This is a genomic window from Paucibacter sp. TC2R-5 (assembly GCF_025717605.1).
Taxonomy (GTDB): Bacteria; Pseudomonadota; Gammaproteobacteria; order Burkholderiales; family Burkholderiaceae_C; genus Paucibacter_A; species Paucibacter_A albus.
Genome location: NZ_JAJIRQ010000002.1, coordinates 519,234 through 543,295 on the forward strand (window position 1 = coordinate 519,234; position 24,062 = coordinate 543,295).

Below are 24,062 nucleotides of genomic sequence, written 5' to 3' on the forward strand. Positions count from 1 at the left end.
GGGGTCAATTCACGACTGCATCATGCGCCACCAGCATAGTCCGCCTGCACCACCACGCTGACAGGGAGGAGGAACACCCAGAGACTTGCAAAGGGGTGAATGAACAACAAACAAACACCTACTTTCTACTTTTTTGACTACCTCATGCAAAAGACTCTGCTCGCCCTGGCCCTCGCGGCTGCGGCCATCGCGCCGGCACAAGCGGCTTTGAAAACCGGCGACTTGGCTTTCACTTCCTTCAATGCCGATGAAGACGGCTGGGCGATGGTGACCTTGTCGGCTTCGTGGCTCGCCGCCGCGCTGCCAAGTAAACAGGCCGTCAACGACAAGAAGCCTGTCGCGGCCTAGCCCGGCAGGCCCACGCTGAGTCGCTCCAGATCACCGAACTGATCTTGTAAAGCGACGTGATAGCCCAGCGCACCGAACCAATTGGCCCATTCTTGGGCCAATTTTTTTGTCGGCAGCCAAGGCCCGGTTTTATCAAGAATGACGCGGTTGGCGCGACGCTCGTAAAACACGACGCGCCACATACCGGTAGAGACCGAATGACTGAAACTGTTGTTGAGCATGGGGAGGCGGCAATGTATCAGAGTAAGCCGTTACTTGCCTGCAAGTGCCGTCAAAGCAGGGCCAAAAACTCTTCCGTCCCCAGCACGCTGAAGGCCGGATGCTTCAACTGCTTCGCGTAGCGCCCAAGACTGTTGCGCAACTTGGGGCAATCGCTGACGACATGCGCCAGGCTCGCTTCAGCGCTAAGGGCTGATCGAACCAGCGTCAGCAAAGGCAGCGACTCCAACTCGGAGCTGGCGGGCATCTGGCCGTTGACCACCTCGGCATAGGGCAAAAAATCCGCCAACAATTCAAGCTGCTGAGCTTCGTCAAGCTTAAAAGCCGGAAAGGCCAGCGCCTGCATCAAGGCCTGTGCAGAATCGGTCGCAACCAAAGCTTGGCATTGCCCCGTTTGCCAAGCTCTGCGCAGCAGTTTGGCGTTCGCATCATTGAGCAGCAGCGCCCTCAAAACAACGGCGGTATCGAAGGCTACCCGCGGCGGCTGGGCAGGGCTCATCACTTGACCGCCTTGGCAAAGGCGCGACTCAGGCCCGCTTTCAAATCCGCTGTTGTAGCGGAAGTCTTGCGTCGTCCACCGCCTGCAACAGCTGGCAATGGTTTTGCAACCGATTTTTTGGAAGCTGCGGCTGCCTTGCCTGATTTCTTGGCCGCCGGCGATACGGGCCGCGCAGGCGCCGACTCAATGGTTTTGGCGTCGATTTTGAGCTCCGCCAGCTTGGCCCTGAGCGCGTCGCCACGTTGAATCCGCACCGGTGTCAGGATGATTTGCCCGGCCTTGTTTTGGACCTCGAAGTACTGCACCGGCCCGAGTTCATCGGTCACGCTTTTGGGCAGGGTCAGCTGATTTTTTGAAGTGAGTTTGGCGAGCAATTTTCGTCTTTTCGCAAAGTAAGGATTCATTACTTTCGCGCTTCCTTGCGGACGGAAAGCAAGAAAGCAATGAGTAAAAAAAGGCTTGGCAAAACTTGACCCTCAAGGCGAAATCGAGGGTTCAAGCGGGCTGGAAAGACACCGTAAAACAGGCCGAAAAAAAAGCCGCGGCACCCGGGCTCACGGCTTATTCGTGGCGGCCATCTTGCGATGGCTGCGCTGTTCAAGGTCGGTTCAGACCAGCGAACGCTGCAGGCGCAGCTCTTCCAGACGCGTACCGGCGACCTCGGTGGTCTTGGCGCTGCCCAGCTCACGCTTGAAGCCGGCCAACTCAAAGAAGCGCAGCGCACGCTCGTTGCGCAGATAGGTCCACAAGGTGACCTTGGTGCAGCCCTCTTCTTGCAAGCCGTCGCGTGCGGCGTCCCACAAGGCCAGGCCCACGCCTTTGTCCCAATGGATGGGGTTGGCATACATGGCCCAGATCTCGCCGGTGCTGGACGGTGTGCCCTTGTCGCGCGAACGGTCGAAGCCCACAAAGCCCATCAGCTCATTGTCGATATGGGCAACGATCACCTGGGGCTCGCACAGGTCGATCGCTTCACGCCAAAAAGCCTGGCGCTTTTGCACAGAAAGTGCGTCCAGCGCGGCGTCGGGCAAAAGCCCTTTGTACGCGTCCTGCCAAGCGGCAACATGAATTTCTGCGATGCCTTTGGCATCACGCAGTGTGGCGGGGCGAACCTGAATACTCGACATACGGAAGCAACTTTGCTGGAACAAATACGAATCGGAAGGGCGGTATTTTGCTTGCCAAAACGGCTGACATCGGCGCTTGACAGCGCGATATTTTTGTAGCCCTGAGCCCCAATCCACGCCCAATCCACGCGTAAACAGCGCTCCAAGCCCCCGTCAATGCGTGGCCAAGGCTTGCACGCCTTGGCGTTTGACATAGTCTTGCACACTGCGTTTGAGCGCCGATTTATGCGCTCGTTGCAGCTGATTGAGCAGGCCATGCTCCACCGGCAACGAGCCCAATTCGCCCGCAAAGCGCTCGGCAATATCGTGCTGCATGCGCAGCAATAAATGAGCGGTTGTCATTGCATCGGCCATGGCCCGGTGAGCTTTTCCTGAGTCCGGCAAGCCATGAAACTGCGCCAAAGTGCCGAGCCGGCAGTTGGGCGCGTCGAGATAAAGCCTGCGCGCCAGCAAGACCGTGCAGGCAAAACTCTCATGAGCGGGGTCGGGCATACAGCCTGCCCTGGCCATCTCCGCCTGCCAAAAGCCCCGGTCAAAGGCCGCGTTGTGCGCGACCAAGGGGCAGCCCTGGGTGAACAAGGCCAAGTCCTGCATGACGCTCTCGGCGCTGGGTGCGTCCGCCAGCATTTCATTGCTGATGCCGGTCAGCTCTTCAATGAAGGGCGGCACCCAAGCACCTGTGTGCATCAAGCTTTGATAGGCATCGACGATAAGTCCGCCGCTTACCAAGACCGCCGCGATCTCGGTTGCGCGGCCCCCGCCATTCGGAGACAAACCCGTGGTCTCAAAGTCGATCACCGCGATGGTTTGCACAGCGGCCTTGCTCATGAAGCACTGGCCACCGGATGTTTGATCGCATTGAGCAGCAACTTTCGTTCAAGCGCAGCGTTGATGTCGACACCGGTGTGGTCGGCGATCTGCAATAGGTAAAGCATCACATCGGCAATCTCTTCGCCCAGATGCTGATGCTTGGCCGGGTCGTTCTGAATCTCCTGAGACTGTTCAGGCGTCAGCCATTGAAAAATTTCCACCAGCTCTGCCGCCTCAACCACCATGGCCATGGCCAGATTTTTAGGCGTTTGGTAGGGCTGCCAATCGCGCTCGATGGCGAATTGGCGCAGCCGCTTTTGCAAGTCTTCGATATTCATGGGAGCTCAGTGTGGCATGAGCCCGAGTGAATTTGGGCCAACTGTGCAAGCGCAAAAAATGTTCACGCGTTTCTTATTCATAGCAATTCAATCTTTTAACTTAGTAGTCTTAGTAGAGCGGGCTTGTTTCTGTGGATAAGCCAAATTTATCTTGACGCCACAAGCACTTAGCTTGTTTCAAACCATGTGGGCGAAGCCCTCTTGCTGCTGTCACTCAAACAGGAACAACTTTCAAATTTCAGCCCACCCTGTGGATAAGGTCTGGCTTGATCTTTTTTTATCCACAGCCTTGTTCATTGACAACATCTGGTCGACCCGGTAGCTAGCCCCGCCAGACCAAAATAAAGCCAACAGCTACGCTGTCCCCGACGTGACAAGCTTTTCGAGCGGCTCCTCTAAATTGACATAAATCCCGTGTATGGGCGCCACAGATGGGGATAAACCCCGGCGAGGAAGCGGGTCCGAGTCGATAGAGTGAAGCAGCGCTGCAAGCCAGGATGGTTTGACAGTCAGGTGCAGAAATAAGCAGGAGACAACACCATGAAGAAGTTTCACATCACCCTTTTGGCGCTTGCGGGCAGTTTGCTCGTCAGCGCTTGTGGCGGCGGCAGCAGTGCCGATACCACGCCTGCCGTGTCCATCACGGCGGTCAAGGTCTTCGGCGACAGCCTGGCTGACTCGGGCACCTTCGGGCTCAAGTTCACGGTGCAAAGCCCGGACAGCTTGATCTACCCCGAGCGCATTGCAGCGGCCTATGGCCAGACCCTTTGCAATTTCTACACCTTTACCGGCGTGACCTTCGCCCCGAATCCCAAGGCCGGTTGCAGCAACTTCGCCATCGGCGGCGGTGTGATCAATTCAGCCAGCTTGGCCGCAGCCGACCCACGCCGCGTGCCGGTTCAATTGGCAACCGCAGCAGCCGTGGGCAGCTTCAGCCCCACCGACCTGGTGGTGATCGACGGCGGCGGCAATGACGCTGCCGACCTGGTGGGCGCCTACCTCACTATCCCCAGAGACGGCGGCGCGGCCTATATGAAGCTGCTGGGCACCCTGCTGACGCCGGCACAGGTCGGCGCGATCATGAGCGGCGGTGCAAGCACCATTGCAGCGGGCGGCGCCACCTATATGCTGGCCCTGGCCGATCTCTTCCATGCATCGATCAAAGCCAATGTGTTGGACAAATCAGCGCAGCGCGTCGTGATTCTGAACATGCCCAGCATCACCAACACCCCACGCTTTCAAATGGTGTTGGACGGTATAGCGGCCGCTTCGGGCGGCGGCACAGCAGGTGCAACGGCACGCGCCCAGTCGGACGCTTTGTTCAGATCCTGGATGACGGCCTTCAACAAGCAGCTGGACAGCAAATATGCCGGTGAAAGCAAGGTGGCGATCGTTGACTTCTATTCCGGCTTCAATGATCAAGTGAACTTCCCCGCGCAGTTCAGCCTCAGCAATGTGAAGACGCCTGCTTGCCCAGCGACAGGCATGGGCGCTGATGGCTTGCCGACCTACACCTTCGAAACCTGCACGGCCAAGGCCTTGTCGGCTGCACCGCCTGCCGGCGTCAGCGGCGCCGATTGGTGGAAGAGCTATGCCTTCTCCGATGGTTTCCACCCCACGCCCTATGGCCATCAGTTGTTGGGTCAGCTGGTTTCCAAGGCCATCGCCATCAAGGGTTGGCTGTAAAGCGCGGCCGAGCATCAGGAGCATTCACACCATGAAAAAATATCTCTTCTCCCTGAGCGCGATCGCTGTTTTCGCAGCCGGCGCAGCACAAGCCCAAACCGTTGGCAGCTTCACAGTTCGACTCGGCGCCACGACGATCCGGCCGGCCGTCAGCAGCGGCGATCTGTCGGCACCCAGCCCCGCTGGCACCAAGGTTGATATCAACAATTCCAGCCAAGTCACCGGTGGCATTTTTTACATGTTGACCGAAAACATCGCCATCGATGTGCCCGTCGGCATTCCGTTCAAGCACGAAGTATTGGGCGCTGGCGCGATTGATGGCACGGGCAAGCTGTCCGATGTCAAGGCCTTGCCCATCACCGTCACGGCGCAATACCGATTCGGCGCCCCCACCAGCATGTTCCGGCCCTTTGTCGGCGCGGGTGTGACCTATGCGGTGTTCTCCGATACCAAGGCCACCTCTGTGCTCTCCGGCATTACCGGCGGCTTGCCGAGCAATCCGACCACCATGTCGATGAAGAACTCCTTCGGCCCGACCGTGCAACTGGGTCTGGACATGAAGCTCTTTGATCGCTGGTCGCTCAATGTCTCCGCCACCAAGGTGATGTTGAAAACGACCGGGTCCTTGTCCACCGGTCAGACCATCGAGGTTGAACTGAACCCGATGGCCTATTCATTCGGAGTTGGCTACACCTTCTAAGTGCTGCTCGTTCCGGGCTGAAGAAAGGGAGCCTTGGGCTCCCTTTTTCTATTCAGCTCATCAGGCAATGCCGATGACCTTGTGCATCTGCACCGAGAGACGCCACTGCGGGTGTGCCATGCAATAGGCGACCGCCTCGCAGGTGTGCTGGGCCTTCAGAATGCTGTCCATCGGTTGCAAGAAGAAATGCTGAAAGCCCATAGCTTCGAAGCGCTCGGGCCGCGCCAAGGGCTGTGGAAACACCAGTTTCAGCTCATGGCCATGCGTCAGGACCATCTCGGCATCGGCCTTGGGGCTGACGCAGATCCAGTCCAGGCCCGCCGGTGCAGGCTGGGTGCCATTGGTTTCCACCGCAATCTCGAAGCCGCGCGCATGCAGCGCGTCAATCAAGGCCGGGTCGATCTGCAACAAGGGCTCTCCGCCGGTGCAGACGACATAGGGCTTGCCGGCTACACCTGTTGGCCATTTGGAAGCAATTGAATCAGCCAGTTCTTCAGCAGTACTGAACTTGCCGCCACCCTCACCATCGGTGCCTATGAAGTCGGTATCGCAAAACGTGCAGACCGCTGAAGTGCGATCTTCTTCCCTGCCGTTCCAAAGATTGCAACCGGCAAAGCGGCAGAACACCGAAGCACGACCGGCTTGAGCGCCCTCGCCTTGCAAGGTGTAGAACATTTCTTTCACTGCGTAAGTCATGCTGATCCTTCAGACCGGAATTACCGGCCCCTCAATATCCGCACTGACGATGGACCCGCAACCGCGCGTTTCATACATATCGACACGGTCCAATTGCGGCAGCACAGCCCGGCCCTTGGCCAGCACCCAGGCGGCCAGGCTGGCGGTGTCGCCATCGGGCAGATCGGCAATCTCGAACAGCGGCCGGTGATCGATCGCCTTGAAGATCGGATCGAACTGTGTCTTGACGTCACCAAAGTCAACCGTCCAACCCATCAGCTGATCTAACTCGGCACTCAGGTGCAAGCGCAGCGTGTAGGTGTGGCCGTGGATGCCGCGCAGCGGGTGCTCGGTGGGCGCGCGCTTGAGCTGGATGGCGCTGTCCAATGTCAGCTCCTTCCAGATGCGGTAATTCTTGCCATCGAAGTTCGCACCACAGGAACCGGTTTCGTATACCGTCAGCCATGAGAGCTCGGGCAGCTGCGGCTTCATACGCGCCCACAGCCAAGCCGAGATGACCTCGCTGGTCGGGTTGCCCAAGCCTTCGATCTCGTTCAGGCAGTGGTAGTTGAGCAGCATATGAAACGGCGCCCAGACTTCATCCAGATGGTCGTAGTCAACGCTCAGATCACGCTCGCCTAAATCCTGATTCGCATGGACGATGACCTCGAAGCCATGGCCATGCATGCGGCCGCATTTATGCCCCGGCGGCACATTGGGTAGTTGGTGCGCCGCCTGGAAGCGATAGCGCCGCCAGACATGAGCCATGCCATCGGCGTCCAGATCGACGCCCGAATGTTGCGTGCTTTGAATGCCGACCTGCTGAATACCGGGCACGCCGAACTCGGTCTCCAAGCGTTGCTTGATCCAGCGTGCGATGTTCTCGTCGGTCGGCTCGGCGATCGAATGGTTGAGCAGGGCGTGATCCAAGGGTGCGGCGCAAGCTTCCAGGCGGCGGCGTAGCTCTTCCACCTCCGCACCCGGAAAAGGTGCCCAGTCGGGCGGCAAATGGGCTCGGATGGTGGCGAAATAGCTGTGGCCGTGCAGGCCGCGACTGCGGTGGCCCTCGGGCAGCGCGGAGATCTGGCAAGCAGACTCGAAGCTGCAGGAGGCGGAGTAAATCGTTTGAGTGCGCATGAATATCGTGCCGGCCGGCGAGGCGGGCTGGTTTGAGCCTGAAAAGCAGCGCTCTGTATCTATCTCCTTATTGTAATTTTTATACTTGGTAGTCGTAGTGGTGCAGGCCTGTGGCTGTGGGTAAGTGCAGTTTTCTCAGTCGATTCAAGCACTTGGATGCGGCCAAACAATGTGGGCCAATGTGCCTGAACATTCGCATGGGCAGATAACAACTTTGCAAAACGAGACTGAGCTGTGGATAAGTCAACGGTTGTTCAAATGCTATCCACAGCTTTGTGCACAGCGATTTCCGGCTCTAAAAGCCTTTGCGTCGATAGTGCAGCAGCCGGCCACTATAGGCCGGCACGCCCAGGCCGGCCAGTGACTTGATGCTCTGCTCGGCCAGTGTGTAGCCCAGTGCTGCCATATGCTTGCTGAAGGCCGAGCGGTTGCCGCGGTTGGGGTCGACGATCATCACTTCGCTGGCGGGCAGCGCATGTTGGTTGATGAAGTCCGCCAGCGTGCCGGCCTCATCGCGCTCGTACAGCACATCGCTGCCCATGATCAGATCAAAACGGCCTTGCACCAGCGGCACGCGCAGCGTCGGCGCCTGGCCGGCGATCAGGGGCGCCCAGTTGCCATGGCAGTAGCGCAGTGGCGGCAGGTCGTTGAGGCGCAGGTTCTCCAGCATGAAGCTGGCGGCCATCGGATGGCAGTCGCTGGCGGTGACGAGGCTGCCGCGCCGGTGGCTGACCAGGCTGGCCAGTCCCAGGCCGCAGCCGATCTCCAGAATGCTTTCGTCTTTGACCATGGGCCGCTTGGCCATTGCCTCGGCCAGATGCAGGCCGGACGGCCATAGCAAGCCGAACAAGGGCCAGGCCGCCGAGGAAATGCCCAGCGCCTCGGCCTCGCCCAGCGGGTCGGCGAATTGCTGCTTATCGAGCAGCGAGCGTATGGTCAGCGCGGCTGCGCCTTCAATGCTGATGCATTCCTGTTTGTACAGAAAACCGGGCATGACGATTCCCCTCACGGGTCACCAAGCGCGGTTTGAGCGCGCGCATGGTCTTTCAATCGGCGCAATGCAGCACGGGGATGGTCGGGTCAAACGCCTGAGTGGGCGATGACGGGAGGCAGGCACGGAGGCAAGACGGAGAGCCCTCAGTGTAGGGCCCGCCAGGCTTTGGCTTGCCTTATCTGCGCCCGCCGCGCGACTGCCACAGCGGCTTCTTGCCCTTCAAGTGCCGCTCAATCCCGTCGTTAAGCCGGCTGCGCAAATCGACCACATCCGCCACCTGGCCGAAAACACCAGGGAAGCGCAGATCCAGCCACAACCAAAGTGTGCAGGAACGCAAAGCTTGCTCCATGCGGTCGAGCCGGCTGTGTTCGTCCACTTCCTGCAGAAACCAGGGCGAGCCGGCTTTGCCGGTGATGGCATGGCGGTGCGTCCATTCGAGGAACTGCTGCACCTGTGCGTCGGTGCGGGTGTCGACCGGCGCTTGGGCATAGATGAAGCGCTGCTTGAGGCCAAGCGAGCCGGCGCTGCGGTCCAGCTCATCGGCCAGCTGCAGCATCTGTTCCAACTCGGCCACTTCGAAATGTGCATCGTCCAGGCGCAGCTGATCCATGAAGACGGTCAAGACCGCATGCAGCTTGTTGAGTCCCAGGCGGGTGGCGATGGTGTTGACATGCCACCAGTTCGGCGCCACGGCGGCCTTGAACTCGCGCGGGGCGCGTGGCGTCTTGGGCAGCAGCTCTTTGAGCGTACGCGCCGCTTTGACCTCGGCCTCGCGCAGCACGCCGACAAAGCCTTCGTCATGCATGCCATAACGCCCAGCCCGACCGGCAATCTGGTGCACCTCGGAGACGGTCAGATCACGGTCACCCTGGCCGTCGAACTTGCTCATGGTGCTGAACAGCACGCGCCGAATCGGCAGATTCAGGCCCATGCCGATGGCATCGGTGGCGACCAATACATGGCTGGCGCCTTGGGCAAAGCGCTCGGCCTCGCGGCGCCGCACCTCGGGCGGCAGCGCGCCATAGATGACCGAGACCGGGTGGCCTTCGGCAGCGATCTGATCGCGCAACATCAAGACCTCGCGGCGGCTGAAGGCCACCACCGCGTCGCCCTTCTTGAGTGCCGCGATGGACACCGGCGCGGGCAGCAGCTGCACCTCTTGCTTGCGCTCGAAATGGCGCACCGTGCAGCGCTCGCCGCACAGGCCCAAAAGGTTCTCGATCGCCGGCACCGCATAGGCCGAACAGATGATGATCAGCTCATTGGCCGGCACCGCCACGATGGCCTGCGTCCAGGCCCAGCCGCGGTAGAGATCGAAGAGCATCTGTGCTTCGTCGATCACCGCCACGTCGATGGGCTTGGTGGTGTTGACCATTTCGATGGTGCTGGACACCACGCGGGCGGCTTCGGCCGGCACATTCTCTTCGCCGGTCAGCAGCGAGCAGGGCACGCCGCGGCCGACCAGGCGGTCGCGGCCTTCCAGCGCCAACAAGCGCAGCGGTGCCAGGTAGGCGCCGTCGTGTGCTTGCGTTAGGCGTTCAAACGCCGCATGGGTCTTGCCGCTGTTCGGCGGGCCGACAAACAGGGTGACGGTGCGCTGCAGGCGGCGCGCGGCGTCAAAGGTGTCGGGATAGCCTTGAAAAGCCAACTCGCTATTCAGTCCGGCCAGGGTGTTGAGCTCGGCGACACGGTTCTCCCAGCGGTCTTGGGCGCGCGTGCAGCCGGCTTTCAGCTCGGCAATGCCTTGCGGGGTCGCGCATTCGGCCTGCAGACGCGGCAGCAGCGAATCCATATGCTCGGCGTGGCCGGAGGCGCTGCGCGCGATCAAGCCCTCAATATGGGCCAGCAATTCGCTCGCATGCTCGAACGCGGGCTGCGGGCCGATGGCGGCTTGCAGTGCCGCCTGATCGCCGCTGCGGAAGAAATCCCAGATCGGGCCGGCATCGGCGCTGACCTTGAAGGCCACCGGCACCTGCCAGCCGGCATGCGAGAGCTTCAAGGCCTGTTTGCACAAGCGGCTCCAAGCCAGGCCACTGCGGCTCAAGCCGACGGCCTCCAGCTGGGCCGCGCGTTGCAGCATCAGTGCGCGTACGCCAGGCGCAGTGCCGACGACATCGAGGTGCGCCAGGGCGACGCTCATCAAGTCGGGTGCGATCCAGCGGCTGGGCCGCGCGCCCGCGACGGCTTTTTGCAAGAGGATCAAACCCTGTTGATCGAGTTGTTCCTCGGCGCCTTCGGCATCGCTGAAATCGGCCGGCGTGCTGACTTGCGGCAGCTGGTAGGCGGCTTGGCGGATACGCAGCAATTCCTCGGGCCCGATCTCGGGCGGCAGGCGGCTCAGGTGGCGGGCAACCGGCAGGGCGGGGCCCTTGTTGGCGACGGGGGGCTTTGTTTGTTGTTTGTTTTCAATCACCCCGCGAGTTGAACACAGCTTCATGGCGACGGTGGGGCGGGCGCTGAACTCTGTTTTCCGCCCCAAAATGGGGTCAGGTTCATTTTCCCCCCTTTGTTCTGCGCCAAGGCGAGAAGAAAATGAACCTGACCCCATTTTCAAAAATCTCGCAAACTCAAGCCCCGTCATGGAACATCACTCTTGGTTGAACGCCCCCTTGGTCTATCTCGGCGCGGCCGTGGTGGCGGTGCCGCTGGCGCGGTTTTTGGGCCTGGGCTCCATTCTTGGCTATCTGGCGGCGGGCATCGTGATCGGGCCGGGCGTGTTGGGCTGGGTCAGTGACGCCGGGGCGATTCTCGAATTCGCCGAATTCGGTGTGGTGTTGATGATGTTCTTGGTCGGCTTGGAACTGGAGCCGCGCCGGCTGTGGGCGATGCGCAGGCCGATCTTTGTCTGGGGCAATGTGCAGCTGCTCGGCTCGGCCGCCCTGATGTGTTTGGCGGCGGTCGCTTTGGGCGTGCCTTGGCGGGTCGCCTTGGTGGCATCGATTGGCCTGGCAATGTCTTCGACTGCGGTGGCCATGGCGGTGTTGGGTGAGCGCAATTTGGCGCCGACCAGCGCCGGCCAGGGCATCTTGAGCGTGGCCTTGCTGCAAGATATTGCAGCCATCCCGCTGCTGGCCTTGATCCCGCTATTGGCCATGGGCGGCGACAGCCACCCGCAGGGCAGCGCCTGGCTCAGCGCGGCCAAGGCGGTCGGCGTGATCGCCGCCATCGTGCTGGGCGGGCGCCTGCTCTTGCGCCCAGCGCTGCGCTGGATTGCCTGCAGCAAGACGCCTGAGATCTTCACCGCCGCCGCCCTGCTCTTGGTCGTGGCGACGGCGTCCTTGATGCAGGCGGTCGGCTTGTCGATGGCGCTCGGCGCCTTTCTGGCCGGCGTGCTCTTGGCCGAGAGCGAATACCGCCATGAGCTGGAAACTGATATCGAGCCTTTCAAAGGGCTGTTGCTGGGTTTGTTCTTCATCGCCGTGGGCATGGGGCTGGACCTGAACGTGCTGCGCGAGCAGCCGCTGCTGATCGCGGCGCTGCTGACCGGCTTGTTGCTGATCAAAGCGGTGGTGCTGCTCTTGATGGCCCGCTGGATGCCGCTGCCCTTGATGGAGCGGCCGGTGTTTGTGATCTTGCTGGCGCAGGGCGGCGAGTTCGGTTTTGTGGTGTTTCAAACCGCCACCCAGGCCGGCATTCTCAGCGCCGGCCAGTCTTCGACGCTGGTGGCTGCCGTGGCCTTGTCACTTTTGTGCACGCCGGCCCTGCTCTTGATCAGCCAGCGCTGGGTCGAGCCTTGGCTGGCCAAGCATTGCGCGCCCAAGCCGGCGCTCAAGGAGATCGATCAAGCGCAAGACGCGCCCATCATCATCGCGGGCTTTGGCCGCTACGGGCAGATCGTCGGCCGCCTGCTCTATGCCAAGGGCCTGCCCGCCACCGTGCTGGAGCATGACAGCGAGATGATAGAGACGGTGCGCAAGTTCGGCTGGCAGCCCTTTTATGGCGACGCAACCAGGCTGGACCTGCTGCGCACCGCCGGCGCGGCCAAGGCCCGCGTGCTGGTGCTGGCCATCGATGATGTGGCGCAGAGCCTGCAGTTAGCGGCGCTGGCGCGCGAACATTTCCCGCAGCTGCAAATCGTCGCGCGTGCCCGCAATGTGCAGCATTACTACGGCCTGCGTGACCTGGGCGTTAGCTTGATCGAACGTGAAACGCTGGATGCAGCCTTGGCGAGTGCCAGCTCGGTGCTGGAGTTGATGGGTTTGTCGCCCACCGAGGCCCGGGATTCGGCGCAGCGCTTTCGTCGCCACAATGTGGCGCAGTTGGAGGAACTTTACCCGCACCATCACGACCAGGCCCAGCTGATCGCCATGACCAAACAAGGCCGCCAGCAGTTGGAGGAGCAGTTTGCCCAGGAACGCGAAATGGCGCTGCAGCAAGGCGACAAGGGCTGGATCGCACAGCCGCCGGTACAGGCGCAAGAGCCAGAACCTACACTGCCGCGCTGAGACCCGGGCCAACAGGTTTGCTCGGTTCGCCCGGTTCACCCGATTCATATGGGGAGTGATGTTTGAGTTTGCCTAAAGATGCCGCAGCCGCAGCAAGTTTGACGCCGCCCGCTCAGCCCATGGGGCGGCTGGCGCGCTTGATCCAGTTCCAGGCCGTGCGCATTGCCGAGCAAACCCAGCAGCCGCTGGATGATGTGCAGGCGATGCGTGACGCCCACGCCGCCCATGCCGGCTATCCGGAGCGGCTCTTGGAGCGGGCTGCGCGCCTGGCCCCTCAGCTGGGCCTCGACAAGGAAATGGCCAGCGCACGCGAGCGCCTGATCGTCGTGGGCCTGCTGGCGACACTTTTGGTCGGCCTGCTGTCCTATGGCCTGGTGCTCAGCGTCGTCGGGCATGACCGGCGCATCAACGCGATGGCGGCGCTGGTCGCCGTGCTTGGCCCGCATTTCTTCAGTCTCGCGCTGTGGCTGCTGGCCTTGTTGACGGGCGGCACAGGGGGCGGCTTGCTCAAGCGTTTATTGGCCTTGAGCACGCGCTTGCCGCTGCTGGGTCAGCCCAGCAGCCGCCTGCTTTTGCAAGCCACGCTGGACGTCTTGGCGCGTTCGCGCGGGCTGACGGTCTGGTTGTTCGGCTTGATGACGCATCTGATCTGGGCGCTGGCTTTTGTGCTGACCTTGCTGGGCCTGCTATTCGCCTTCTCGTTCTTGGCCTATCAGCTGACCTGGGAAACCACCATTCTTGACGGCGAAACCTTTGCCCGCTTTGCTCAGGCAACAGGCCGTTTACCGGCTTTGTTTGGCTTCGCCACCCCGGCGGTCGACCATTTGCTTGAGGGCAATGGGGACCATCGTGCCTGGGCGATCTGGTTGCTCGGCTGCACCTTGATCTACGGCCTCGGCCTGCGTTTGCTGCTGGTGCTGCTCAGCGGCTTGCGCAGCGGGCAGCTCTTGGCCGGCCTGCAGTTGCAAGACGCGAGTGACCCCTATGTTCGGCGCTTGATCGAGCGCTTCGAGGCCATGCAAGCGGTGCAGCTGCTGGACGCCGAGTCACTTGCGGCTGGCGCAGGGTCAGCAGCAGCAGCAGCGGTGGCGGGCGCAGCGCACTCTGAGGCCGGGTTCCGGCCTGGCCTGGCCATGATCGGTTTCGAGCTGCCCGACACGCTGGCCTGGCCGCCGTTGGCGAGCAACGTACCGACGCCGCTGCTGAGCGCCCGCAGCGACGGCAGCGTGGCCGACAAGCGTGCCCTGTTGGACAGCCTGCATCAGCTCGCTCCCGCGCAGCTGCTGCTGGTGTGCAACGCAGCCGCCAGCCCCGACCGCGCCACCGAGCGCTTTTTGCGTGCGGCCGCCGCGCAGGCCGGCGCCACGGCGGTGCTACTCGCCGGCGAGCTAGGGAATGAGGCCTTGGCACAGCGCTGGCGCGATTGGCTGGCACCGCTGCCCCTGCAGGCAGTCTTTGCCGACAGCGCGGCTGCCGCTGCCTGGGCAAACCTAGCTTCAAACTCAGCAGGAGCGCAGACGCATGGCTAAGCCCATCAGCCTGGCCTTGGTAGGCCATACCAACGCCGGTAAGACGTCTTTGCTGCGGACCCTGACGCGCCGCGCCGACTTTGGCGAGGTCTCCAACCGGCCCGGAACCACCCGCCAGGTTGATGCATTGGCCTTGCGAGTGGATGGCCGCGATGCACTGCGCTTTCTGGACACGCCGGGGCTCGAAGACGCGCCCGCCCTGCTCGACTATGTGCAGCAGATGGACGCAGGCCTGAGCCATGAACAGCGTTTGCAGGCTTTTTTGCGCGGCCCGGCGGCCAAGGACGAATTCGAGCAAGAGGCCAAGGTTTTGCGCTGCTTGCTTGAAGCCGATGCCGCACTGCTGGTGATAGACACCCGCGAGCTGCCGCTGCCCAAATTCGCCAGCGAGATCGAGCTCTTGATGTTGTGCGCCCGGCCGCTGATGCCGGTGCTGAACTTCGTTCGCCATGCCGAGGCGCAAGAGCCGGCCTGGCGCCGCCTGCTGGCCTCGCATGGCCTGCATGCCTGCCTGCAATTCGATGCGGTGGCGCCTTTTGTCGGCGCCGAACAGCATTTGTATGCCGATCTCGGCGCCTTGCTGCCCCAGCGGCGCGAGGCGCTGAACAAGGTCGCCGAGCACTTGCTGCGTGAGGCGAGTGCGCGCCGCGCGGCCAGCCTGCAGGTGCTGGCCGAGCTGCTGCTGAGCCTGGCCGCCTATCGTCAGCCTGTCTCTAAGGCCAGCCTGGCAGACGCGGGTCAAAAAGCAGCCTGCGTTGCGGCTTTTCAGGCGCAGATCCTGGCGCGCAGCCGAGCGGCCCAGAATCAGCTGCTGGGCCTGCATGGCTTCGGTCTGGGCAGCGCCGAGGCCGCCGAGCTGCCGGCCCTGAGCGGGCGCTGGGAGTCCGAGCTCTTCAACCCCGAGGTCTTGAAGACGGCGGGCAAGCAGCTGGGCGCGGGTGCAGCCATTGGCGGTGCGCTCGGCTTGGGGCTGGACGTGGCCCTGGCCGGTCTGTCCCTGGGTGCGGCGGCCACGGTGGGCGCTGCGCTGGGCGGTGTGGCCTCGCAAGGCTTTGGTGCGGTGGGCCGCAGCTTGAGCCAGAAATTGCGCGGCATCGTCGAGCTGAGCCTGGAAGATCAGGCGCTGCTGCTGCTGGCTGCGCAAGGCCTGACCCTGTTGCAGGCCTTGGAGCGGCGCGGCCACGCGGCGCTGGAAGTCTTGCAAGTCAAGGTCGAGCTGGCCTTCAGTGCCGAGCAGGCAGCCGCGCTGCTGGCGGCCTTCGGCGTGGCCCGCGCCCACCCGGACTGGGCGGCAGCTTCGCCATTGCCGCCCAGCGTTGCCGCTCGGTGGGCGCAGCAAGTGGCAGCCGTGGTCGATGGCTTGGGGCCTTGAGCCCCTATTTGTCCGCCGCTCGGTCGCCCAGCTGGCGCTGCATCAGCGCAAAGAAGCGGTCATAGAAAGCACCGGCAGGTATCGTCTCCGACGCGACCTTGACCAGCGAATCATCCGAGGACGACAGCGGCAGCGAGATCGAGCCGATCGCGCTGACGCCGATGCTGGATGAGTTGGGCGTCTTCTTCAGCGAGTAACGGTCTTGTTGGGCGGATACAAAGGCGGTGGTCAGCGCGTCGCCTTGGCCGTCCGGCACGCAGACCACATTGAAGCTGATCTCCACATGCACATCGCCCTCGGGCTGAAAGTGCTTGCGGCCGGTGATGCGGCCCTTCGGCGTGTCGGTGATCAGATAGCCTTGGCTGAGCAAGGCCCGGCGGGCGGCTTCGCAGGTTTCCTCGACGCGGCTATCAAACAGGCGCGAGAAGGTTTCATCCGCGTGGAAGTTCTCGTTTTGGTAGACCTGCGAATGGGCCGGCTTGTCGCCCTTGGTCGTGAACGGCGCACTGATGCCGCAGCCGGCCAGCAAACAGGCACAAGCAGCGCAGGTGAGAGCGCAGGCAGCTGCGGTGGAGGAAAAGGATCCAGTCATTGCAAAGAATTGGCCATGGAATCGGCATTATCCCGGCAAGGCGAAAACTCGGCCTCGAAGCGCTGCTGATCCGCGCACAATCGCCGAGGTACAAAAGCCTTGTGGAGACCACAGATGAACATCCCCTCGATCAGAGCCAAGGTCAGCGAACAAGAGTGGCAGCTGCGCTGTGACTTGGCGGCTTGCTACCGCTTGGTGGCGCATTACGGTTGGAGCGATTTGGTCTTCACCCATATCAGCGCGCGCCTGCCCGGCGCCGAGCATCACTTCTTGATCAACCCCTACGGCTTGATGTTCGACGAGATCACCGCCTCCAGCCTGGTCAAAGTGGATGAGGGCTGCAACAAGGTGATCGACAGCCCCTTCCCGGTCAACCCGGCGGGCTTTGTCATCCACAGCGCGGTGCATGAGGCGCGCGAGGATGTGCAATGCGTGTTGCACACGCATACCCGCGCCGGCGTGGCGGTCAGTGCGCAGGCGGCAGGCATCTTGCCCATCAGCCAGCAGTCGACCTTTGTGCTGGCCTCGCTGGCCTATCACGACTACCAGGGCGTGGCCTTTAGGCCGGAAGAGAAGCCCAGTCTGCAGGCCGATCTGGGGCGGGCCAACTTCCTGGTCCTGCGCAACCACGGCTTGCTGACGGTGGGCCGCACGGTCGCCGATGCCTTCTTGGCTATGTATACCTTTGAGAGCGCCTGTCAGATCCAGATTGGCGCGCAGTCCGGTGGGACCGAGCTGACCCTGGTGGACCCGCAAATCGTCGCCGGCACGGCCCAGGCCTTCAAGGTGCAGACGGGTGGATTGGGCGGCAGCTTTGTCTGGCCGTCCTTGCTGCGCAAAGCCGAGCGGCTGGATCCGAGCTTTCGTACTTGAGGCGGGGCAGCGCGGCTGAGCTAGCATCGGCGCCTTTCGGAAGCTTTCCGCATCTTGGGCCTCAAGCCAGCATCATATGAAACGCCACCCTAGCTCACACTCGAAGGCCGCGGCCGCCGCACTTCTGATCCTGGCCCTCGGAAGCCCAGCGCAGTCGGCGCTCGCCTTGGAGGGCCAAGCCCAGCCGCCAGCCGCAGCGCCGGCCAAGGCTGCGGCCATGAATTTTGACGCCGAGGTCGACGCCTTTTTGGCGGCCTATTGGGCCATGTTTCCTGACGCGGCCGTCGCGGCCGGTCGTTATGCCGAGGCGGCCCGGCTGCCCGCGCCGACCGAGGCGCGCCGCCAGCAGCAGCTCAAGTTTGCCGAGCAATGGCTCACACGCCTGGCGCGCGTGGCTGCGGCCCCGGGTTTGACACCGGCCCAGGCCGGCGATCTGCTGCTGCTGGACAACCATCTGCGGGCTCTGCGCTGGAGTCTGACCGAGTTGCGCAGCGAGCGCTGGGATGCCAGCGAGTACAACGTCGCCGACCCCTTTGCCCAGCTGCTCAACAAGCCCGACTTTGCGCCGCTGCCCAAGCGCCTGCAACTGATAGACCAGCGCCTGCGCCAGGTGCCGGCCTATTACAAGGCGGCGCTGGCCAATCTGCATGAACCCAGCCCCGTGCATTTGCGACTGGCGATCGAGCAGAACAGCGGTGCGCTGAGTCTGTTTCGTGAGGACATCCCCAAGGCGATCAAGGAGGCGTCTCTCAAGCCCGCCGTGGCGGCGGAAATGGCTGGCCATAACGCCAAAGCGCAGCGGGCTGTAGAGGCCTATATCGCCGCGCTGGAGCAGATCGAGAAAAAACAGCAGGCTGATGGCAGCGGGCGCTCTTTCCGCCTGGGCAAAGCCTTGTTTGAGCAGAAGTTCGACTATGAAATCCAGGCCAGCGTTGACGCGCCGACGCTGTTCCAGCGCGCCCTGGCCGAGAAGGAAACACTGCTGCAGCGCATGAGCGGCTATGCCGATGAGCTGTGGCCGCAGCTGTTTGCCAATGAGGCCGTGCCCGCCGACCGTCTGGACAAGATCGCTCGGGTCATCGATAAGCTGTCGAGCCGTCATGTCGCACCGGAGCGCTTTGTCGAGGACATCAAGGCGCAAATTCCGGCGCTGGAGAAATGGGTGGTCGAGCATGATTTGCTGACGCTGGACCCGAGTCGGCCCCTGGTCGTGCGCGAGACGCCAAGCTATATGCGCGGCGTGGCCGGCGCCTCGATCAGCGCACCGGGCTTGATGGACCCCAAGGGCGTCACCTATTACAACGTTGACCCGCTGGACAAATACACGCCCGAGCAGGCCGAATCGTTTCTGCGCGAATACAACCACTGGGTGCTGCAGGTCTTGAACATCCATGAGGCGGTGCCGGGCCACTATGTGCAGCTGCTGTACTCCAACAAATCGCCTTCCAAGGTCAAGGCGCTGTTTGGCAACGGCGCCATGGTTGAGGGCTGGGCGGTCTATGCCGAGCGCATGATGATGGAAAGCGGCTGGGGCTCGGTGAACGGCAAGCCCAGCGCGGAGATGGGTCTGATGTATGCCAAGTGGAATTTGCGCGTGGTCTCCAACGCCATCCTCGACTACAGCGTGCATGTGCTGGGCATGAGCGAGGCCGAGGCGATGAATCTCTTGCAGCGCGAGGCTTTCCAGTCCAATACCGAGGCGGCCGAAAAATGGCATCGCGCCCAGGTCAGCTCCACGCAGCTGAGCAGTTATTTCACCGGCTTTTCTGAAATCCTGGCCTTGCGCGAGCAGCTCAAGGCCAAGCAGGGCAAAGACTTCAAGCTCAAGGCCTTCCATGAGGAATTCCTGAGCCATGGCAGCGCCCCGGTGCGCATGGTGCAGCGCTTGATGTTGGAGAAGGCCCAAAAACAATGAGTAAAAAACCAGAGATGAATAACCACAAGTTGAATTTTCGTCCCGCCGTTCGGGCCGACATCCCCGCGATGTCAGCGATACGCTTGGCCGTGCGCGAAAACGTCTTGAACAACCCGGCGCGAGTGACGACCCAGATGTACGAGGACTATCTGGAGCGCCTCGGGCGCGGCTGGGTCTGCGAGCAGGACGGCGAAATCATCGGCTTTTCTTATGCCGAAATGGCCAACGGCTCAATCTGGGCCTTGTTTGTCCATCCCGAAAAGGAGGGCCTGGGTGCCGGAGCGCCCTTGCTGAAACTGGCGACCGAATGGTTGTTCAGCCAAGGGCATCAAACGGTCACGCTGGGTACGGCGGCCAATACCCGCGCCGACCGCTTCTATCTCGCCCAAGGCTGGACGCGCGGCGAAATGAAAGATGCTGTCGAGGTGTTTTACACCTTGCGCGCACCGAGCTAGGCAGGAGAGCAGCACGATGGGCTGGCTGATCATCAAATACCTGCTCAGCGCTGCGGCGGTGGTGGCGGTGTCGGAGTTCGCCAAACGCAGCGACAAGCTCGGCGGCTTGGTCGCCGCGCTGCCGCTGATCACGCTGCTGGCGCTGATCTGGCTGCAGCTGGAGAAGCAGCCGATCGAGAAGATCGCCAACCATGCGCGCTACACCTTTTGGTATGTGATCCCGACGCTGCCGATGTTTCTGCTTTTCCCCTGCTTGCTGCCGCGCCTGGGCTTTTGGCCCAGCTTGGGCCTCAGCATTGTCTTCACGGTGCTGTGTTTCGCTGCTTTTGCGTTGCTGATGCGTCGCTTCGGGATTGAATTGCTTTGATCAGGGCGTGCCCATCGCTTCCCGCCAGCGCATGGCGGCCAGGATGCGGGTGCGGGCGCTGGGGTGGTCGAAGAAGATGATTTCTTCCAGCGGGCCCGGATCGGGCTTGCGGTACTCCGCCAGCTTGAGCAGCACCTCGGACATGCCGTGCGGTTCGCGCGCCAGGTTGAGGCCGAAATAGTCGGCTTCCATCTCGGCGCTGCGGCTCATGCTGTTGATCAGCGGTGTGCCGATGAACATGAATACCGACAGCAGCGCCACCAAAAGCGGCAAGCTGGCCACATCACTGACCCCGGCCAGGCCCCAGCGACCGCCGTGGCGTGCCAGGACCTTGTTCATCGCCCATTGAGTGAACAAAAAGCCGGCGAGCAGCAGCAGCGTTATTTCCGCCAAGGACTTGAGCACATGGTTGAGCACGTAATGCCCCAACTCATGGCCCATGACCGCGCGGATCTCGGCCTCCGAGCTGCGCCGCAACAGGTTGTCATTCAGGCGCACCGCCGCGCTGCCGAATAGGCCGGCCACGTTGGCGCTGACGCGGGTGGTCTGGCGTGAGGCATCGAACTCATAAATATTGTCGGCCGGCACGCTATTGGCATGGGCCATGGTCAGCACGGCCGTCCTGATGGCGCCGTTTTCGACCGGCTTATAGGTGTTGAATAGTGGCTCGATCAGGACAGGCCCGAGCAGCAGCATGAGGGCCAGCAGGCCGGTGGCAGTGAGCGTGCCCCACAGCCACCAGCGCTCGCCGGCGCGGCGAATCACCGCATAAAGCGTCGCGATGACCACGCCGCCCAGCAGCATGCTGACGGCCAAACCTATCAGTTGCTCGCCGAACCAGGGGCCCAAGGTCTGGGTGGCCATGCCGTAAGCATGCTCACGCACAAAGCTCTGGTAAATCGTCAGCGGCAGGGTCAGACCCCAGACCGCCAACATATAGACGGCGCCGTAAATGGCATCGCGCGCAAAAGCTTTGCGGCCGACTCGGTGGGCCCAGTCGCGCACACGCGCCGAGGCGCGCCCGCGCAGCATCAGGCCCGCAACAACGAGGCCGAGCAAAAAATTCCACAGCTGCAACCAGTAGCCGCCCTCGAAATAGGCGTTGGAGCGCGCCACCGTCTCGGGCGGCAGGCGGTCCAAATAGGCTTGGGTCGCCGCCTCGGCCTCGCGCGGCAGGCTGTGTTGCCAGCCGGGCTCGACCTGCTTGATGGAAAAAACAGGCGTGCTCTTGGCGGCGTCGGGCGAAGCGTGAACGAGGCCGGTGCATGCCCAGAGCGTGAGGGAGAGCAGCGCAAAACACCCCAGACGGTGCAGACAAGATTTCATCGCACGATGCCAAACTGTGAAAGCTGCTGCGGGATGGAGATGCATGAGGGCGTTTTCCTGGGCTTGAGAGATGGGTCGCGCCGCGATGGTAGGGCGCTGCGCGTGGCAGCGACAGAGGGTTTCCGGCAGGTGATCCGCTCACCGACTCTGAGGCTGCGGCTACATGCGTCGGCGATCGGGATTAGGGTTGACACCAGTTCCGCCAACAGCGTCGAAAATTCATCGCTGCGTTAGACTTTCGCGGCCTGAATGTCATCACTTCAACGAGGAACTCCTATGAGCCGCAAACGTCCCCTGATCGCTGTTTTGTCCGCCGTTTGTGTGGCCTTGTTGGCGGGATGCGCCAGCACCGGCAACAGCGGCATACAGGAATGGGATGGCCTGGTGCGCCGCCCGGACAGCCGGATCGACGCCGTCTTTGTGCGCCCGGATGCCGAACTGACGTCCTTTCGCAGCGTGATGCTGGACCCGGTCCAGATCAGCTTTGCGCCTAACTTCGATCCCAATCAGGGCCGTCGCAGCTTGTCCGGTCGTCTCAACGCCGATGATCTCGCTGCCATCAAAGAGCGCCTAGCCGGCCTGTTTCATGAAACCTTCCGCGCTGAGTTGGCACGTGGCGGCTACACCCTGGTGGATGTGGCCGGCCCCGAAACCTTGCGTGTGACGCCGGCCATCGTCAATCTCTTCATTAGCGCGCCGGGCGACACCACGGTCGGCCGTTCGCGGGTCTACACCACCGACTCCGGCCATATGACCGTGGTGCTGGAAGTGCGCGACTCGGTTACCGGTCAAGTCTTGGCAAGAGCCGTCGATGGCCGCAACGGTCGCTTCTCCGGCCAGATGACCTGGACCAACCGGCAGACCAATATGGCCGATGCCCAGCATGCGATCACCATCTGGGCCGGTGCTCTGCGCCGAGGCATGGACGAAGTGAACGCCAAGGTCGCAGCGAAGTAAAACAGCGTCGCTGTGTGGCTGCTGCCGCTGCCCTAAACCCGAATCTGCTCGGCGGCCATGTACTGCTGCAGATAGGCGTCAAAGGGCAGCAGATCGGCGGCCTCGATTGCTTGCTGCGCGGCCACAGAGTCGCGCGCCTCGGCGGCAAACTTCTGCGCCATCGCTTCGCTATAGGGCAGGCCCAGCAGCAACTGGCGGGTTTGTTCGGACTGGTGGCGCATGAAGTCGACATAGCGGTTGTCGAACTTCTCCGCCATCGCCCGCAAGACGCGCGCCGACGGCGTGCTGTCGGGCTCGGCCAGCGTGCGGCGGGCGGCGGCGAGTGCCTCGGCATGGGCTTGGCCGCCCTGGGCCTGGTCCAGCAGCGCGGCAAAAGGCGCGCATTGATCAAGCAACTCGGCACCCCATTCGCTCATCAAGCGGCTGCCGCCGGGAGCCGACGCGTCAAGCAGGCGCAGGCCCGGCTCGCGGCCGCGCTCGGCCACCAAGTGTTGGTTCTCGCCTAAAGCGGTGATCTCCGCCACGGTGTCGGCCGGGCTCTCGCTGCTCAGGCAATGCAGCAAAAAGACGTCCAGAAAGCGCGCGGTCTGCGCGTTGATGCCGACCGGCATAAAGGGGTCGAGGTCCATGCAGCGCACTTCTACATACTCGACACCGCGCTCTCGCAAGGCATGCAGCGGGCGCTCCCCACTGCGCACCACGCGCTTGGGGCGGATGGTGCCGTAGAACTCGTTCTCGATCTGCAGCAGGCTGGTGCTGAGCTGGTTGTAGTCGCCGCCGGGGTTGCGCACGCCGATTGCCGCATAGGGCGGGTAAGGTCGGGTCAAAGCTTCCTGAAGTGAGTCGGCATAACTGTTGAGGCAGTTATAGCTGACGGCCAGCGCCGATTGCGCGTCGCTTTGATAGCCCAGGCGTCCCATGCGCAGCGAGGTCGCGTAAGGCAGATAAAGGCTGTGCTCGCCAAACCGCTGCAGCCGGTGCTCGCGCCCTTCGACAAAACTCGAACTCAGCGCCGGCGAGGCGCCAAAGAGATAGAGCAGCAAAAAGGAATGGCGGCGGAAGTTGCGGATCAGCGCGAAGTACTGCTCGCTGGTCACGCCGGGCATTGACCAGTTGTAGTGAATGCCAGAAATGGTTTGCATACGCCGGCCATAGCGCTGGCCCAAGCCCATTCGGTAAATGCTTTTGGAGCGTCCGACATTGGATTTGCCGTAGCGCCCCAGCGGAATCGTCTCGTCGGTCGGCAGCTCGCAAGGCATCGAGCCGACCCAGAGCCGCTCTTCTTCCTGCGCCTGTGCGCAACAGCCCAACTCCTGCATCACCCTGTACACACCTTGATGCACCTCGGTCAGCTCGGCCAGGCAGGCCTCCACATCGCCGTGGACGCCGGTGATCAATTCAAGCTGCGACTCGCTGTAGTCGGTCGTGATGTGCGGGTGGGTCAGTGCCGCGCCGAGGGCGGCCGGGTGCGGGGTGAGTGCTAGCTGACCGTTGGGCCGGGCGCGCAGGCTTTCTTTCTCGATGCCGCGGCGAATGCCCTTCAGCGAGTCGGCCGTAGCGATGGCGCGTGCGTGGCTTTGACCAGCGCCTGGTGTGTATTCGCTCATCCGTTTTCCGTCCAATTCAACAACAGCATTTTTTTATTTAGCCGCGCACGGTAACAGACGCGGGCTACACCTGTCTTGGGCGGGGCTGATC

24 protein-coding genes are annotated in these 24,062 nt (G+C 62.3%); 11 read left to right on the forward strand and 13 right to left on the reverse strand.

Going from position 1 to position 24,062, the window contains the following annotated elements; genetic code table 11:
• Positions 1-99: 99 nt before the first annotated feature.
• Positions 100-348, forward strand: coding sequence for a hypothetical protein (locus tag LNV08_RS06015; RefSeq protein WP_263532763.1), 249 nt, complete (start codon positions 100-102; stop codon positions 346-348).
• On the opposite strand, the gene LNV08_RS06020 is transcribed toward LNV08_RS06015, so the two are convergent.
• The 6 genes from LNV08_RS06020 to LNV08_RS06045 form a co-directional block, all read right to left on the reverse strand.
• The gene (locus tag LNV08_RS06020) at positions 345-569 is read right to left on the reverse strand and encodes a hypothetical protein (protein WP_263532764.1); all 225 of its coding nucleotides are present in this window, start codon (positions 567-569) and stop codon (positions 345-347) included. The two genes, LNV08_RS06015 and LNV08_RS06020, sit on opposite strands and share 4 nt — an antisense overlap.
• Before the next feature lie 50 nt (positions 570-619).
• Positions 620-1,066 (reverse strand): PIN domain-containing protein, encoded by a 447-nt coding sequence (locus LNV08_RS06025; protein WP_263532765.1) that lies wholly within the window; start codon positions 1,064-1,066, stop codon positions 620-622.
• Positions 1,066-1,392 carry a hypothetical protein gene (locus LNV08_RS06030; RefSeq protein ID WP_263532766.1) on the reverse strand — a complete coding sequence of 109 codons (327 nt, stop codon included), beginning with the start codon at positions 1,390-1,392 and terminating at the stop codon, positions 1,066-1,068. The genes LNV08_RS06025 and LNV08_RS06030 overlap by 1 nt, the downstream gene beginning before the upstream one ends.
• A 282-nt stretch (positions 1,393-1,674) precedes the next feature.
• Positions 1,675-2,193: a GNAT family N-acetyltransferase gene (locus LNV08_RS06035; protein ID WP_263532767.1), complete on the reverse strand. Its 519-nt coding sequence runs from the start codon at positions 2,191-2,193 to the stop codon at positions 1,675-1,677.
• Between the two features lie 153 nt (positions 2,194-2,346).
• Positions 2,347-3,021, reverse strand: a complete 675-nt coding sequence (locus LNV08_RS06040; RefSeq protein ID WP_414858687.1) for a PolC-type DNA polymerase III — start codon at positions 3,019-3,021, stop codon at positions 2,347-2,349.
• Positions 3,018-3,341, reverse strand: a complete 324-nt coding sequence (locus LNV08_RS06045) for a nucleotide pyrophosphohydrolase (RefSeq protein ID WP_263532768.1) — start codon at positions 3,339-3,341, stop codon at positions 3,018-3,020. Before LNV08_RS06045 ends, LNV08_RS06040 begins: the two co-directional genes overlap by 4 nt.
• A gap of 540 nt (positions 3,342-3,881) precedes the next feature.
• Here LNV08_RS06045 and LNV08_RS06050 point away from each other — a divergent pair.
• Positions 3,882-5,027 carry an SGNH/GDSL hydrolase family protein gene (locus tag LNV08_RS06050; RefSeq protein WP_263532769.1) on the forward strand — a complete coding sequence of 382 codons (1,146 nt, stop codon included), beginning with the start codon at positions 3,882-3,884 and terminating at the stop codon, positions 5,025-5,027.
• Positions 5,028-5,058: 31 nt separating this feature from the next.
• Positions 5,059-5,727 carry an OmpW/AlkL family protein gene (locus LNV08_RS06055; protein WP_263532770.1) on the forward strand — a complete coding sequence of 223 codons (669 nt, stop codon included), beginning with the start codon at positions 5,059-5,061 and terminating at the stop codon, positions 5,725-5,727.
• A gap of 60 nt (positions 5,728-5,787) precedes the next feature.
• On the opposite strand, the gene queE is transcribed toward LNV08_RS06055, so the two are convergent.
• From queE to LNV08_RS06075, 4 genes are all read right to left on the reverse strand, one after another.
• Complete coding sequence (queE, locus tag LNV08_RS06060) at positions 5,788-6,423, reverse strand: 7-carboxy-7-deazaguanine synthase (protein WP_263532771.1); 636 nt, start codon at positions 6,421-6,423, stop codon at positions 5,788-5,790.
• 9 nt (positions 6,424-6,432) lie between these two features.
• Positions 6,433-7,539, reverse strand: coding sequence for a 6-carboxytetrahydropterin synthase (locus tag LNV08_RS06065; RefSeq protein ID WP_263532772.1), 1,107 nt, complete (start codon positions 7,537-7,539; stop codon positions 6,433-6,435).
• Between the two features lie 295 nt (positions 7,540-7,834).
• Positions 7,835-8,533: a class I SAM-dependent methyltransferase gene (locus LNV08_RS06070; RefSeq protein ID WP_263532773.1), complete on the reverse strand. Its 699-nt coding sequence runs from the start codon at positions 8,531-8,533 to the stop codon at positions 7,835-7,837.
• Positions 8,534-8,708: 175 nt separating this feature from the next.
• Positions 8,709-10,970, reverse strand: coding sequence for a helicase-related protein (locus LNV08_RS06075; protein ID WP_263532774.1), 2,262 nt, complete (start codon positions 10,968-10,970; stop codon positions 8,709-8,711).
• A gap of 142 nt (positions 10,971-11,112) precedes the next feature.
• On the opposite strand from LNV08_RS06075, the gene kefC reads away from it, so the two are divergent.
• From kefC to LNV08_RS06090, 3 genes are all read left to right on the forward strand, one after another.
• Positions 11,113-12,978, forward strand: coding sequence for a glutathione-regulated potassium-efflux system protein KefC (gene kefC / locus LNV08_RS06080; protein WP_263532775.1), 1,866 nt, complete (start codon positions 11,113-11,115; stop codon positions 12,976-12,978).
• Positions 12,979-13,040: 62 nt separating this feature from the next.
• Positions 13,041-14,507, forward strand: coding sequence for a DUF2868 domain-containing protein (locus LNV08_RS06085; protein WP_263532776.1), 1,467 nt, complete (start codon positions 13,041-13,043; stop codon positions 14,505-14,507).
• Positions 14,500-15,879, forward strand: coding sequence for a GTPase/DUF3482 domain-containing protein (locus LNV08_RS06090; RefSeq protein WP_263532777.1), 1,380 nt, complete (start codon positions 14,500-14,502; stop codon positions 15,877-15,879). The genes LNV08_RS06085 and LNV08_RS06090 overlap by 8 nt, the downstream gene beginning before the upstream one ends.
• A 4-nt stretch (positions 15,880-15,883) precedes the next feature.
• On the opposite strand, the gene LNV08_RS06095 is transcribed toward LNV08_RS06090, so the two are convergent.
• Positions 15,884-16,471, reverse strand: coding sequence for a DUF2242 domain-containing protein (locus LNV08_RS06095; RefSeq protein ID WP_263532778.1), 588 nt, complete (start codon positions 16,469-16,471; stop codon positions 15,884-15,886).
• 114 nt (positions 16,472-16,585) lie between these two features.
• Here LNV08_RS06095 and LNV08_RS06100 point away from each other — a divergent pair, with 114 nt between their 5' ends.
• The 4 genes from LNV08_RS06100 to LNV08_RS06115 all read left to right on the forward strand — a co-directional run bounded on the left by LNV08_RS06100 (position 16,586) and on the right by LNV08_RS06115 (position 20,081).
• Positions 16,586-17,344, forward strand: a complete 759-nt coding sequence (locus LNV08_RS06100; RefSeq protein WP_263532779.1) for a class II aldolase/adducin family protein — start codon at positions 16,586-16,588, stop codon at positions 17,342-17,344.
• A 76-nt stretch (positions 17,345-17,420) separates the two neighbouring features.
• The gene (locus LNV08_RS06105; RefSeq protein WP_263532780.1) at positions 17,421-19,259 is read left to right on the forward strand and encodes a DUF885 domain-containing protein; all 1,839 of its coding nucleotides are present in this window, start codon (positions 17,421-17,423) and stop codon (positions 19,257-19,259) included.
• The gene (locus LNV08_RS06110) at positions 19,256-19,714 is read left to right on the forward strand and encodes a GNAT family N-acetyltransferase (RefSeq protein WP_263532781.1); all 459 of its coding nucleotides are present in this window, start codon (positions 19,256-19,258) and stop codon (positions 19,712-19,714) included. Before LNV08_RS06105 ends, LNV08_RS06110 begins: the two co-directional genes overlap by 4 nt.
• Positions 19,715-19,730: 16 nt before the next feature.
• Positions 19,731-20,081 (forward strand): DUF3147 family protein, encoded by a 351-nt coding sequence (locus LNV08_RS06115; RefSeq protein ID WP_263532782.1) that lies wholly within the window; start codon positions 19,731-19,733, stop codon positions 20,079-20,081.
• Here the strand turns inward: LNV08_RS06115 and LNV08_RS06120 are convergent, their stop codons facing one another.
• A complete protein-coding gene (locus LNV08_RS06120; RefSeq protein WP_263532783.1) occupies positions 20,082-21,407 on the reverse strand; it encodes a M48 family metallopeptidase in 1,326 nt (441 codons plus the stop codon). It lies immediately after the preceding gene.
• Positions 21,408-21,683: 276 nt separating this feature from the next.
• Between LNV08_RS06120 and LNV08_RS06125 the strand changes: the two genes are divergently transcribed.
• On the forward strand, positions 21,684-22,364 hold the full coding sequence (locus tag LNV08_RS06125; protein ID WP_263532784.1) for a DUF3313 domain-containing protein: 681 nt from the start codon (positions 21,684-21,686) through the stop codon (positions 22,362-22,364).
• Between the two features lie 32 nt (positions 22,365-22,396).
• Here LNV08_RS06125 and gshA read toward each other — a convergent pair whose 3' ends face one another.
• Complete coding sequence (gene gshA, locus LNV08_RS06130) at positions 22,397-23,971, reverse strand: glutamate--cysteine ligase (protein WP_263532785.1); 1,575 nt, start codon at positions 23,969-23,971, stop codon at positions 22,397-22,399.
• Between the last annotated feature and the right edge of the window lie 91 nt (positions 23,972-24,062).

Coding starts and splice junctions, on each gene's coding strand:
- LNV08_RS06015 (WP_263532763.1), top strand. CDS start 100: ATGAACAACAAACAAACACCTACTTTCTACTTTTTTGACTACCTCATG.
- LNV08_RS06020 (WP_263532764.1), bottom strand. CDS start 569: ATGCTCAACAACAGTTTCAGTCATTCGGTCTCTACCGGTATGTGGCGC.
- LNV08_RS06025 (WP_263532765.1), bottom strand. CDS start 1,066: ATGAGCCCTGCCCAGCCGCCGCGGGTAGCCTTCGATACCGCCGTTGTT.
- LNV08_RS06035 (WP_263532767.1), bottom strand. CDS start 2,193: ATGTCGAGTATTCAGGTTCGCCCCGCCACACTGCGTGATGCCAAAGGC.
- LNV08_RS06040 (WP_414858687.1), bottom strand. CDS start 3,021: ATGAGCAAGGCCGCTGTGCAAACCATCGCGGTGATCGACTTTGAGACC.
- LNV08_RS06045 (WP_263532768.1), bottom strand. CDS start 3,341: ATGAATATCGAAGACTTGCAAAAGCGGCTGCGCCAATTCGCCATCGAG.
- LNV08_RS06050 (WP_263532769.1), top strand. CDS start 3,882: ATGAAGAAGTTTCACATCACCCTTTTGGCGCTTGCGGGCAGTTTGCTC.
- LNV08_RS06055 (WP_263532770.1), top strand. CDS start 5,059: ATGAAAAAATATCTCTTCTCCCTGAGCGCGATCGCTGTTTTCGCAGCC.
- queE (WP_263532771.1), bottom strand. CDS start 6,423: ATGACTTACGCAGTGAAAGAAATGTTCTACACCTTGCAAGGCGAGGGC.
- LNV08_RS06065 (WP_263532772.1), bottom strand. CDS start 7,539: ATGCGCACTCAAACGATTTACTCCGCCTCCTGCAGCTTCGAGTCTGCT.
- LNV08_RS06070 (WP_263532773.1), bottom strand. CDS start 8,533: ATGCCCGGTTTTCTGTACAAACAGGAATGCATCAGCATTGAAGGCGCA.
- LNV08_RS06075 (WP_263532774.1), bottom strand. CDS start 10,970: ATGAAGCTGTGTTCAACTCGCGGGGTGATTGAAAACAAACAACAAACA.
- kefC (WP_263532775.1), top strand. CDS start 11,113: ATGGAACATCACTCTTGGTTGAACGCCCCCTTGGTCTATCTCGGCGCG.
- LNV08_RS06090 (WP_263532777.1), top strand. CDS start 14,500: ATGGCTAAGCCCATCAGCCTGGCCTTGGTAGGCCATACCAACGCCGGT.
- LNV08_RS06095 (WP_263532778.1), bottom strand. CDS start 16,471: ATGACTGGATCCTTTTCCTCCACCGCAGCTGCCTGCGCTCTCACCTGC.
- LNV08_RS06100 (WP_263532779.1), top strand. CDS start 16,586: ATGAACATCCCCTCGATCAGAGCCAAGGTCAGCGAACAAGAGTGGCAG.
- LNV08_RS06105 (WP_263532780.1), top strand. CDS start 17,421: ATGAAACGCCACCCTAGCTCACACTCGAAGGCCGCGGCCGCCGCACTT.
- LNV08_RS06110 (WP_263532781.1), top strand. CDS start 19,256: ATGAGTAAAAAACCAGAGATGAATAACCACAAGTTGAATTTTCGTCCC.
- LNV08_RS06115 (WP_263532782.1), top strand. CDS start 19,731: ATGGGCTGGCTGATCATCAAATACCTGCTCAGCGCTGCGGCGGTGGTG.
- LNV08_RS06120 (WP_263532783.1), bottom strand. CDS start 21,407: ATGAAATCTTGTCTGCACCGTCTGGGGTGTTTTGCGCTGCTCTCCCTC.
- LNV08_RS06125 (WP_263532784.1), top strand. CDS start 21,684: ATGAGCCGCAAACGTCCCCTGATCGCTGTTTTGTCCGCCGTTTGTGTG.
- gshA (WP_263532785.1), bottom strand. CDS start 23,971: ATGAGCGAATACACACCAGGCGCTGGTCAAAGCCACGCACGCGCCATC.